6 protein-coding genes are annotated in these 11,672 nt (G+C 72.0%); all 6 read right to left on the minus strand.

Annotated elements, in window-relative coordinates:
- Positions 1 to 44 precede the first annotated feature (44 nt).
- Positions 45 to 3,566, minus strand: coding sequence for a serine/threonine-protein kinase (locus JYJ93_RS38485; protein WP_242544090.1), 3,522 nt, complete (start codon positions 3,564 to 3,566; stop codon positions 45 to 47).
- Positions 3,567 to 3,722: 156 nt separating this feature from the next.
- Positions 3,723 to 6,902 (minus strand): DUF4215 domain-containing protein, encoded by a 3,180-nt coding sequence (locus JYJ93_RS38490; protein ID WP_206799753.1) that lies wholly within the window; start codon positions 6,900 to 6,902, stop codon positions 3,723 to 3,725.
- 57 nt (positions 6,903 to 6,959) lie between these two features.
- Positions 6,960 to 8,729: an OmpA family protein gene (locus tag JYJ93_RS38495; protein WP_206799755.1), complete on the minus strand. Its 1,770-nt coding sequence runs from the start codon at positions 8,727 to 8,729 to the stop codon at positions 6,960 to 6,962.
- Between the two features lie 220 nt (positions 8,730 to 8,949).
- Positions 8,950 to 9,366 carry a nucleoside diphosphate kinase regulator gene (rnk, locus tag JYJ93_RS38500; protein WP_206799756.1) on the minus strand — a complete coding sequence of 139 codons (417 nt, stop codon included), beginning with the start codon at positions 9,364 to 9,366 and terminating at the stop codon, positions 8,950 to 8,952.
- A 358-nt stretch (positions 9,367 to 9,724) separates the two neighbouring features.
- Positions 9,725 to 10,324: a DUF1629 domain-containing protein gene (locus JYJ93_RS38505; RefSeq protein WP_242544091.1), complete on the minus strand. Its 600-nt coding sequence runs from the start codon at positions 10,322 to 10,324 to the stop codon at positions 9,725 to 9,727.
- Positions 10,321 to 11,628, minus strand: a complete 1,308-nt coding sequence (locus JYJ93_RS38510) for an AHH domain-containing protein (protein ID WP_206799757.1) — start codon at positions 11,626 to 11,628, stop codon at positions 10,321 to 10,323. The genes JYJ93_RS38505 and JYJ93_RS38510 overlap by 4 nt, the downstream gene beginning before the upstream one ends.
- Between the last annotated feature and the right edge of the window lie 44 nt (positions 11,629 to 11,672).

Consider the following 11,672-nt stretch of genomic DNA (forward strand, 5'->3'; position numbering starts at 1 on the left):
ATGTCCATGGCGCGTCCGGGGCCGCGGTGTTCACGGTCCGCGCCTCAGGGCACGGGCGTGCCAGCGACGGGCTCCGCTGACGGAGCACGGGCCCCGGTGCGGAGGGCCAGCAGTCCCTCCCGCACCTCGCGCGCATGGCTCCACCGGGGACGGGCCGTCACCACCGTGTCGGCCAGCGCCAGCCCCCGCGCCAGCACGGCCGCCGCGTCCTGCCCTTCCTGGATGCGCCACCGCGCCCACGCGCCGTGGAGCCGCGCCGCCGCGAGCCGGTACTCCAGCCTCGGGTCGAGCCTCATCGCCTCCTCGAAGGCCTGCGCCGCGCGCGTGAACCCGCCGTCCGCCGCGCCGCGGCCCCGCGCCATCCCGCGTGCACGGATGCCCGAGGCCTCCGCCAGGTAGCGCCAGGCATTGCCCAGGCGCGGGTTCTGCTCGCGGGCCCGGTTCAGCGCGGTCTCCGCCTTCGTGAGGTCCGCCGCCGGGTCTCGCGCCTGTGACAGCGTCCACTCCGCGTGGCGCACCCAGGCCTTGCCCAGGTTCGCCAGCAGATCCGCGTCATCCGGCAGCCGCTTCAGCGCCTCCGTGTAGTCCTCCACCGCGGCGCGCAGCGCGGCGCTCGGGTCCTCGCCCTTCGCGAGTTGGAGCTCCGCGCGGAAGACCTCCCACTCGCCCAGGTTGTTGAAGGCGAAGCCCTGCGTGGGCGCCAGGGCGCGGGCCTTCTCGAAGGACGCCTTCGCCTCGTCGAGCAGGGCCTTCGTGTCGCCGCCCTCCTCCGCGCGCAGCTCCGCCTGCCAGAACACCGCGGAGCCCAGCGCGTTGTGGAGCGCGGGCTGCTTCGCGTTGAGCGCCAGCCCCTGCCGGTACAGCGTCAGGGCGCGCTCCAGGTCCACACTGACGTCCTCGCCCTTCAGGTAGCGGGCTCGCGCGAGCTGCTCCGCCACCTCCGCGCCGTTGAAGCACGCGCCGAAGTTGTCCGGGTTGAGGGACAGGGCCCGCGTGAGCGCGCTGTTCGCGCGGCGCAGGTCACCCGTCGCATCCGGCGCGTTCGGAGCGTCCGCCCGCTTGCGGTACGCGACGCCCAGGTTGATCCACGAGAACGGCTGCTGCTCGCTCAGTTGGAGCGCCGCCTGGTACTCGGCGATGGCCTTGTCCAACAGCGGCAGCACGTCTCCGCCGCGCGCGGCCTCCGCGTCCGCCTGCCCCTGCCACGTGAGCCCCAGGTTGGCGTGGAACGCGTAGTCGCGGTCCTCCGGGCGCAGCTGTTCGAAGGAGGCGATGGCGAGCTTCAACTGCCCGCGCGGGTCCTCTCCGTGCAGTTGCTGGTAGCGCGCCCACTGGCGATGCGTCAGGGCCCGCTCCAGGGGGATGCGTTCGCTCGGCGTGGCCACGCCTTCCGCGGTGCGCAGCGCGGCCAGGGACTTCTCCAGCAGCGCCTCCACGCCCTCCCCGCCCTGGTTCGTGCGCTGCTCCGCGAGCCGGCGGTGGAAGCGCGCCACCAGCACCAGCGAGCGGGCGTGGTCCGGCGCGGCGGCGAGCGCGTGCGACAGCGCCTCCAGGCCCCGCTCGTAGTGCGGCAGGATGTTCCCCTCGCCGTACAGCTCCATCACCAGCGCGGCCAGCTCCAGCCGCCCCAGCACCGAGTGCACCCCGGGCTGGCTCTCCGCCGTGGCGACGGCGGCGGCGTACGCCTCGCGGCTCAGCGCCAGGTCCGCCTGCGAGCCCGCGCGGTCTCCGCCGTTCCAGCGCCGCGTGGCGCGCGCGAGCAGGATGTCGCCGCGCAAGAGCGGCGCCTCGTAGAACCAAGGCGACTGCGTGCCCGGCGCGTCCAGCAGCGCCAGCGCGTCCTCCGGCCGGTCCTCGTAGAAGGCGAACAGGGCCTTCACGAACGACGGCGGCGCGGGGACCTCCGGCCCCTCCGCCTGGCGCAGGTACGCGAGCGCGGGGTCTCGGTAGCGCCCGTTCAACTCCTTGAGGCGGGCCTCGCGCTGCGCGGGGGCACGGCGCTCCACGTCCAGCAGCAGCTGCTCGCGGTAGAGGTGGCCCAGCGTCTGCGCCAGCGCCCACGCCACGCGGGGCTCGCGGTAGCCGTGCGCCCACGCGGACTCCAGCCTCGCGCGCGCGCCATCCAGGTCGTCCAGCGCGAACAGGGCGCGGCCCAGCGCGTACTCCCCGGGGCCCACCGCCTGCTCACCCGCGCGGGCAATCTCCTGCTCCAGCGCGGCCATGCTCGCGCGCAACGCCTCGCGGTCCTTGCGCGTGTCGTGCAGGCGCGACAGGGCGGAGTAGCGCGCCGAGGACTCGATGCGCTCCACGCGCTCCGTGAAGGCGCGGGCCAGCCGCTCGCGTTCCGCCACCTCGCCGCGCGCGAGCTGGGCCTGCGTGAGCGCGCCGGCCACCACCGCCACCACCGTGCCGCCCAGCGCCAGCGCCGCGCGGTGCTTGCGGACCTTCTTGGCCAGCCAGTAGCGCGCGCCGTGGCGGGCCCGCACCGGCTCGCCGGAGAGGAAGCGCTCCAGGTCGTCCGTGAAGGAGCGCACGGAGTCGTAGCGGAGCGGCCGCTCCTTCTCCAGGCACTTGAGGACGACGGCCTCCAGGTCCTCCGGGATGTCCGGCTCCAGCGCGCGCGGACGCGGAGGCGGCTCCGACTGGAGCTTCGCGAGCACCTCCTTCTCCGTCCCGCCGGTGAAGGGGGGCTGCCCGGTGAGCAGCGCATACAGTGTCGCGCCCAGCGCGTAGACGTCCGCGCGGCGGTCCAGGCGGTGGCCTTCACCGCGGGCCTGCTCGGGCGGCATGTAGTGCGGCGTGCCCAGCACGGCGTTCGGGGTGGTGCTGTCCTCGCGCCAGTCCCGCGCCAGGCCGAAGTCCATCACGAAGGGGAGGAAGCCTCCGTCCTCCGTGCGCTCCACCAGGATGTTGCCGGGCTTCAGGTCGCGGTGGACCAGCCCCACGCGGTGCGCGGCGTGCACGCCCTCCGCGGCCTGGCACAGCACCCAGACGCGCTGCTCCAGCGTGAGCGAGTTGGAGAGTTGCCCCAGCGACGGGCCCTCCACGTAGCGCATGGCGATGAAGGCGTGCCCGCGCACCTCGCCCACTTCGTAGACCTCGCACACGCGCTCGTGGCGCACGCGGGCCTGGGCGCGGGCCTCGGACAGGAAGCGGCGGGCCAGCTCCGGGTCCCCGTCGCGCACGAACTTGAGGGCCACGTTGCGGCGCAGGAGCGGGTCGTAGGCCAGGAACACCTGCCCCATGCCACCCTGCCCCAGGAAGCGCACGGGCTCGTAGCGGTCCCACCCGGGCACCGGAAAGGAGGGCACGCCCTCCACGGCCAGCGAGGACGGCACCGCCGTGGACAGCGTGGCGGCCTCCTGGACGGGGACTTCCCCCCGGTCCGTGCCGCGAGCCAGGTCCTGCCGCAAGAGGTCCAGGGTGTCCTCCGTCAGCCGGCCCCGCTCCTTGAGCAGCTCCAGGGGCCGGCGTTTCAGGCGGAGGGCCTCCTCGCGCAGGGCGGCCGCCTCCTCGGAGGACAGCAGCCCCTCGTCCAGCGCGAGAAGGACCTCCTCCTCGTACATCTCTTGATGACCTGCCCCGGGCACGGACGGGAGCATACGGGGAAGGCCGGGGGACACGGGAGCGCCGCCGGAAGGGCGCCATGGGAGGGAGCGAGGGGGCGCTCCCGGGAAGGGGGTAGGCCAGCCCCTCCGGCGGGCTCCTCAATCGATGCCGCGCTATGCGGCGCGGCGCTGACGGCGGCGCAGTCTCGGCACTCCCATCAGGCCCAGCAGGGCCAGCCAGGAGGCATCCGGCGCGGTGCTGCACCCGCCGCCCGCGAAGGCGCGCGTGTTCACCACCGTCCAGGTGTACTCCGCCGGGGTCTCATCCGTGTTGCCGCTGCCATCCACCGCGCGGACGCGCAGGACATGGTCGCCGTTGCCCACCGTGTAGCTGTCGCGGCACGGCCCCCAGGCGCCACCGTCGAGGCTGCACTCGAACGTGGAGCCCTCCTCCGTGGAGGCGTACTCGAAGTCCGCCGTGCGGCTGGAGGTGGTCGGCTCCGGGCCCTTCACGATGGAGGTGTCCGGGGCCTGGTTGTCCGGCACCACGCTGTCCACCACGAAGGGGACCGCGGTGGACGGAGGGCTGGTGACGCCCGCCGGCGATTCAGCCGTGGCCGTCACGGAGTGCGGACCGTCCGTCAGCGGCGTCGTGGGGATGCAGCTCCAGTTGCCGGCCGCGTCCACGGTGGCGGTGCAGAGGACGGTGGTGCCTTCACGCACCGTCACCTGCGCGCCGGGCTCGCCGGTGCCGGTGATGGCGGGCGTGCCGGTGGTCACGGTGGCGTTCGCCGCCGGGCCGGTGATGACCGGGGCCGGGACCTCCGTGTCCACGACGAAGGGGACGGCGGTGGACGGGAAGCTGGTGCCGCTCGTGGGGCCCTTGGCCGTGGCCGTCACCGTATGCGGGCCGTCCACCAGCGGCGTGGTGGGCGTGCAGGTCCAGTTGCCGTTCGCGTCCGTCGTGGCGGTGCAGACCACGGTGGTGCCCTCGCGCACCGTCACCTGCGCGCCAGGCTCGCTGGTACCGGTGATGGGAGGCGTGCCGGTGGTCACCGTGCTGTTCGCCGTGGGGCCGGTGATGACCGGAGCGGGCGTCACGGGCTCGGGCGCATCCGCCACGCACATCTGGGAGACCGGGTCGCAGTAGGCCTCGCAGACGTTGGACGCGGTGCACGCCTGGCCCACCTCCAGCAGGCAGCGCGGCGAGCAGGTGTCGCCGCCCGCCAGGTTGCCGTCGTCACACACCTCGGCGCCCGCGCGGATGCCGTCGCCGCACGTGGTGCCGCAGGCGCTGGGCGCGCCGTTGCAGGAGTAGCCCGGCTCCACGGCGCAGGTGGCGTTGCAGCCGTCGCCCGTCACCGTGTTGCCGTCGTCGCACGTCTCGCCCACGTCCACCGTGCCGTTGCCGCAGGTGTTGAGGCACGCGGTGCCAGGGACGGGGCAGCTGTAGCCCGGCTCCACGGCGCAGGTGGCGTCGCAGCCGTCGCCCGCCACCGCATTGCCGTCGTCGCACGCCTCGGCGCCCGCGCGGATGCCGTCGCCGCAGAGGGTGGCGCAGGTGCTGGGCTGACCCGAGCAGCTGTAGCCCGGCTCCACGCGGCAGCCGTTGGAGCAGCCGTCGCCGGACGCCTGGTCCGCGTCGTCGCAGGTCTCGTTCACGTCCACGGTGCCGTTGCCGCACGACTGGGCGCACACGGAGGGGCCATTGGACGGCGTGGAGCAGGCGTAGCCGTCCTCCACGCGGCACTCGGTGGCGCAGCCGTCACCGGAGGCCAGGTTGCCGTCATCGCACTGCTCGCCCGGGTCCATGTTGCCGTTGCCGCACGTCTGGGCGCAGGGCTGGCCCGGCGTGGCGCACGCGTAGCCCAGCTCCAGGGTGCAGGCGTTGGAGCAGCCGTCGTTCAGGTTCGTGTTGCCGTCGTCGCACAGCTCACCGGCGTTGATGACGCCGTTGCCGCACAGCGGGGCGCAGACGGACGGGGCGCCGTTGCAGGAGTAGCCCGTCTCGATGCGGCACGCCGCGGAGCAGCCATCCGAGCTGAACACGTTGCCGTCGTCGCACTGCTCACCCGCGTTGATGACGCCGTTGCCGCAGGACGCCACGCAGGCCTGGCCCGGCGCGGGGCAGGCATAACCATCCTCCACGCGGCAGCTGGCGTTGCAGCCGTCGTTGGCGGTGGTGTTGCCGTCGTCGCACTGCTCGCCGGGGTTCAGGTTGCCGTTGCCGCACGTCTGGGCGCAGGTGCTGGGCGCGCCGGCGCAGCCGTAGCCGGGCTCGATGCCGCAGGTGGCGCTGCAACCGTCGTTGTTGGCGGTGTTGCCGTCGTCGCACTCCTCGCGCGGGGAGATGGCGCCGTCCCCGCAGCGGTCGTCGTAGGCGTCCACGAAGAGGTAGCGGAAGGCGTTCGGCGGGCTGGCGGAGTTCTCGTTGCACAGCTCGATGCGGTTGAGGCCCGGGTGCCAGGCCGCCTGGGTGCCGAACTCGCGGAAGATGTTCTTCTGCCAGGGCTGGCCGGGCGGCTCGCTCACGGTGACGGGCGTGATGGCCACGCCGTTCACCCGCGCGCCGTCGAACTGGTTGTCATTGAAGGTGGCCAGGCGCAGGCGGAACTGGGAGATGTTCGTCGTCGAGGGGATGAGGAAGTCCTGGTACACGCACGTCTGCGCGCCCTGGGGCGCCATGAAGCGCGCGGTCTGCATCTCCAGCGGCCAGTCGTTCGCGTTGCGCACGCCGGTGTCCGCGCCGGTGGTGGTGCCGGCGTAGAACCAGTGCGGATCCACCGCGCCCGTGGGCAGGCGGCGGTTCTGCGCGTCCACGCCGGTGTTGAACACGGCCACGCCCGCCCTCACGCAGCGGCTGGGGCTGCCCGCGCAGGCGAAGCCGGGCTCCACCTCGCACTGGCGGCTGCAGCCGTCGCCCTCGAAGCGGTTGCCGTCGTCGCAGACCTCCTGCGCGTAGGACGGGTACTGCCGGTTGTCGAACGTGCCGTTGCCACACAGCGACAAGTCACACGTGGCCGAACAGCCGTTGCCGTCGTTGGTGGTGTTGCCGTCGTCGCACAGCTCGCCGGGGTTCACCGTGTTGTTGCCGCACAGGCTGGCCAGCGAGCACGCGTTGCCGGGCACGTGGCACAGGTAGCCCGCCTCCACGGTGCCGGTGGACGAGCAGCCGTCCCCGCTCACCGTGTTGCCGTCATCGCACTGCTCGCCGGGCTGGAGCTTGCCGTCCCCCACGAGCGCGGAGGACTGGCTCGTGAGCACGGGCTCCGCAGTGGAGGAGCGCGCCTCGCAGCCGGCGAGGAGGAACAGCGAACACAGGGCCAGCATGTGCAGGCCCGTGCGCAGGGCCATGCGGGATGAATCTCCCCGGAGGGAATGCATCAGGGTCTTGAGCATGAACGGTCTGCCTTACTTCCGAAGGGTGTCGGGGGAAGAGGAGGAGGCCGGCGCCGTCTGCACGCCATCGGCCTCTCCGACGATCTTGAACTCGACGCGGCGGTTCTTCGCGCGGCCGTCCGCCTTCGCGTTGTCCGCGATGGGCTGCGTGGGCCCGTAGCCCTTCGCCTCCAACCGCTCGCGCTGCACGCCCTTGCTCACGAGGTAGTCCACCACCGCCTCGGCGCGCCGCTGGGACAGGTCCAGGTTGTAGTCGGCCTTGCCGGTGTTGTCGGTGTGGCCCTCCACGCGCACCTTCTCGATGTCCGGATGGGACACGAGGATGGACGCGACCTTGTCGAGCACCGCGTTGCTGCGCTTCTGGATGACGGCCTTGTTGTTCTCGAAGAACACGGCCTCCATGATGCGGATGCTGCCGGAGTCGATGCGCGCGACAGGCGCCTCCTTGCAGCCGCCGTTGGCCTCGGTGCCGGGCTCGTCGGGGCAGTTGTCCAGGCGGTCCACGATGCCGTCACCGTCGCGGTCCGGTTCCACGTCCGGGCAGCCGTCCTGGTCCTTGTAGCGGTTGAACGTCTCCGGCTCCTTGGGGCACTGGTCCTTGGAGTCCACGATGCCGTCCCCGTCGGAGTCGGGGTCGTCCGGGCAGCCGTCCTCGTCCTGGAAGCCGTTCTTGTTCTCCGCCTGCGTGGGGCACTGGTCCTGAAGATTGGGGATGCCGTCCTGGTCGTCGTCCTTGTCCGGGCAGCCCTGGAGCTGCGCGAGGCCCGCCGTCGTGGGGCACGCGTCGTCGCGGTTCTTCACGCCGTCGCCGTCGGCATCCAGGTCGGGACACTCGGCGGCCACGTGCGGCTGGCCCGCGATACAGACGGGGCCCTTGGGCGCGGGCGGCGTGCCGAAGGACACACCGGCGAGCACGCGGAAGCGCGGCGTGCCCGGCGTCTGGCCAAAGCCCGGGCCGCCCATGACGTACACCTCGGTGCCGTCCGCGGTGGGGACGCGCAGGCCCAGGAGCGCCTCCAGCGAGCTGGGCGAGTCCTGGGTGGGAATCGTGCCGCGCACGATGACCTCTTCGCGCAGGCCCCAGAGGCCGGCGGACAGGTTGACGCCGCCGTTGAGCTCCACGCCCATCTCGTCCAGGTAGGGCTGCGTCTGCGGCGTCAGCGCGTACGTCTTCGTGCGCACGAGCGCGCCGACGTCCGCGCCCACGCGGAAGGTGCCGCCCAGCTGCTTGCCGGCGCCCAGGCGCGGGGAGAAGGTGAAGCCCTCGTCGCGGGTGAGGGCGGCCTTGCTGCCCAGGGGCAGGGCCACGCCCAGGTGCAGGCCCAGATCCAGCGGCCCGCCCCGGCTCTCGGACAGGAAGCCCACGCGGGCCTGGACCCACGGCGTGCCCAGCGCGCTGGTGGTGGGACGGGACACGCCGACGCCCTTGGTCTCCGGTCCCCACTGGGCGACGATGGGCACCTGGGCGCCCAGCTCCAGCCAGTTCGTGAGCGAGTATGCCGCGCTGATGTGCGTCGTCACGCGGTTCGAGACGATGTCGGCCTGCCGCTCGTCGTTCTCCACGAGGACGAGGGGCCGGTTCTCGTAGTGCGCGGTCAACCCGATGCGGAACTGGCCCTCGGGGAGCAGGTCGCCGGTGGACAGCACGAGGCTGTCGCGCATGCCGGGGTTGAGCTGCAGGCGCTCCAATTCGATGCCCGGAATGGTGCTCTGGGCCTGGGCGCTGAAGGCGCAGAGGACCGCCAGTCCTCCGAGCCCCAGGTGATGCCTTCGTGCGAACAAGCGTTCCTCCACATGCACACACGGGCGTGAGAGATGCCCGCGTCCCTTCGCCAGGCGAGGGGTACGCAGGCGATTGCACGCCTGGGGCCAGGAGGTGTCAGGAAGACGACGTCGAACAATCGCGCGGGGATGCGGCGGGGGCCGGCATTCCCGGGGCGGGCATGACGCGTCAGCGCCGGACGCGGACACAGGGCTGACGCGTCATGGGAGGACGCGGGGCCTACAGGTGGAAGTGGCCCGCGGCCTCCGGCTGGTAGGGCACGGCGAGGATGCGCAGGCGGCGGGTGCGGCCATGGGGGAGGGGCCACTCCACGGTCTGGCCCACGGACAGGCCCAGGAGGGCGCTGCCCACGGGGGCGAGGATGGAGATGCGGCCGGCGTCGCTGTTGGCGTCCTTGGGATAGACGAGGGTGACCTCGCGCGTCTCGCCGGCCTCTTCGTCTTCATAGACGACGGTGCTGTTCATGGTGACGACGTCGCGGGGAATGGAAGTGGAGGACGTGACGACGGCGCGGGCGAGCTCGGACTCCAGCTGCTCCACGAGCTCGGCGTTGCGGGCGTTGCCGTACTGCTCGACGACGCGCTCCAGGCGCTGGAGGTCGGTGTCGGTGACGATGAGGGAATGGTCGTGGGTCATGGCGATTGCCTCCTGTGGGAAGGGGAACGGCACGCACTCCCGGAAAGGTGGGCGTGCGTGACGCGAAGGTTCAGTGGGGGTGGAGCGGACGCCGTCCGTCGTGAGCTACGCGAGACGGGCGGCGTGGGTGACAAGCCAGGCGGTGGCTCGGCCGTGCGCGGGCAGCGTCCGGCGCACGGAAATCCGGCGCGGAGCACGCTGCAGGCAGGCTGTGAGCGAAACCGTCATCTGACGAGGGACCCGGGGGTTGCGGCTGCGGTGAAGTGCTGAATGTAGCCGGGTCCACCCTGATTGCAACCGGGCCCCCGGAAACAAGCAGCCTGGCGAACAGCCGCCGTGACGCACGCAGGGGCGGAAATCAGCGGACCGGGGACACGTCCTGAAACCGCGCACCCGTGGCGCCCATGGCTTCGAGCGCGAGCTTGATGTCCTCGGAGACGATGAGCGCGATGAGCCAGCCCCAGGTGCGGAAGACCTTCGCGTCCCCGGTCCTGGCCGGGTCGATGCGCAGCCGATGAACCGCCTGATAGGTACCGACCCGCTCGGGCCGTCCATCCTCCGGCGTCCAGTAGCGCACCTCGCCTGAAGCGGCGTCGTCGATGCACTTCACGACACGCACGACGTTGACGAGGAAGTGCGGATCCGGGGAGTCCTCCACCGTGACAGGGAACAGCTCCACGTCCCCCGGAGCCAGTCGGGCCAGCACCTCCGCGACCGGTTGGGAGACGACAGGGACAGCGCCCGCATCCGCGAGCGAGAAGTCGAGCGCCCTTCCCTGCACGTAGGACGGAACGCGCAGCGAGCTCTCCACTCGCGCGGGTGTGCCCTGCATGAACAGCCACGAGCCGTGGTCCTGGCCCTGGGCGTCCACGGGCGCTCCAAGCTCCCATCGGCCGGGAAATGTCACGTCGTCCGTGAGCTTGAAGTACCGGGGCGTCACGCGGGCATCCTGCCTCATCCCCCACTCCGGGTGACCAGCTTGTTGAGCCAGGTGTTCTCCGTCACGAGCTCCTTCGCGAGGATTCGCAGCGCCTGCGTCAGGTCGACCCGGCACTGCTGAATCGTCCGGCAGGTGCTGGTCGCGAGCCTCAACCGTTCAAAAACCTCCTCGTGGTACGCCTGCGGATGCGGTCCCTTGTGCCCCGGAACGTGAACCTGGTTCTCCGGATCGTTCAGGGACATGCCAGCCTTGTCGAAGAGTTGTTGATAGCGCGGCGTCCACGGGCCTCCGTTCGCGGTGGACGTGCTGAACTTGTCGGACGCGATGTGGTGCTTCGGTCCCGGCACCTCCACGGGCCCGCCGGTCGCCACCGCGCCCGGCGCCAGGGAGAGGAGGATGTCACCCGTCGTGGACACGGCCACGGACTCCACCTGCGCGACCGCGCCCAGCCGGAAGCCGCCCTCCGCCGCGGCCACGAGTGACGCCTGCGCCGAACCGGGCAGCGTGGGCACCTTCGCGGCCAGTGTCTCCGCCGTACTGCCCAGCGCCGCCGTGGCCAGCATGACGAAGGCCCGCGCGGCGTTCTGGCCCATCACCTCGCCGTACTGCTCGCCCGCGTCACGAAGCGCATCGAAGGTCGTGGCCTCCGCCACCGCTTCCGAAAGCCGCATCCATCCCTGGATGAGGCTCCACACCGTGTCGATGCCCAGGTAGGCGATGAGCACCGCCGTCATCGTCGCCGCGACGCCCTTGGACACCGGCTCCGGCAACAGCCAGAGGCCCAGATACAAGGCGCCGGTCGTGACGATCATCGAGAGCACCGCCTCGCGATCCGTCATGCCGCGCAGCGCGTACTCCGCCTCCTCCCACACCGAGTCCAACGCGATGGAGAAGGCCAGGGTCCGCTTGCCGTCCTCATCCAGCGTGGGCCCGCGCTCCAGCAGGTGGAGACAGTCCCCGGTGAGCGCCTTGCGCTGGCACCACCGGCCATACGCCGCCGCCAGCTCCGCCTCCGGTGAATCGCTGAGCCGGAGGTTTCCGCGCCCGGGCTCCCGCACGGAGACAAGCCCCAGGTGTCCACGCACGTGGGCGTAGGGGCGTGACAGCAGCCAGCGGGTGGCCTCCGTGGGGTGCGCGGAAACAGGCGCGGTGCGCGCGAGCTTCGCGACCGTGGCCATGAAGGCATCTTCGACCAGCGCCACGGGCCGGACATCCCGTCGCGGAGTGTGGACACGGGTGGGTCCCCGTCCCGTATCGAGCCGCACGTTCCGGGACGCCGCGCAGCCCGTGCCCACGAGCAGCAGCCACGCGATGACGGCCATGTGCGCCATCCGGACAGTGACACTGGATCCGAGCGGCCGGTGCG

The organism is Corallococcus sp. NCSPR001 (assembly GCF_017309135.1).
Classification (GTDB): domain Bacteria; phylum Myxococcota; class Myxococcia; order Myxococcales; family Myxococcaceae; genus Corallococcus.

Excerpts from the sequence above, each read along its gene's own strand:
- JYJ93_RS38485 (WP_242544090.1), bottom strand. The coding sequence starts at position 3,566 with ATGTACGAGGAGGAGGTCCTTCTCGCGCTGGACGAGGGGCTGCTGTCC.
- JYJ93_RS38490 (WP_206799753.1), bottom strand. The coding sequence starts at position 6,902 with ATGGCCCTGCGCACGGGCCTGCACATGCTGGCCCTGTGTTCGCTGTTC.
- JYJ93_RS38510 (WP_206799757.1), bottom strand. The coding sequence starts at position 11,628 with ATGGCCGTCATCGCGTGGCTGCTGCTCGTGGGCACGGGCTGCGCGGCG.
- JYJ93_RS38505 (WP_242544091.1), bottom strand. The coding sequence starts at position 10,324 with ATGAGGCAGGATGCCCGCGTGACGCCCCGGTACTTCAAGCTCACGGAC.
- rnk (WP_206799756.1), bottom strand. The coding sequence starts at position 9,366 with ATGACCCACGACCATTCCCTCATCGTCACCGACACCGACCTCCAGCGC.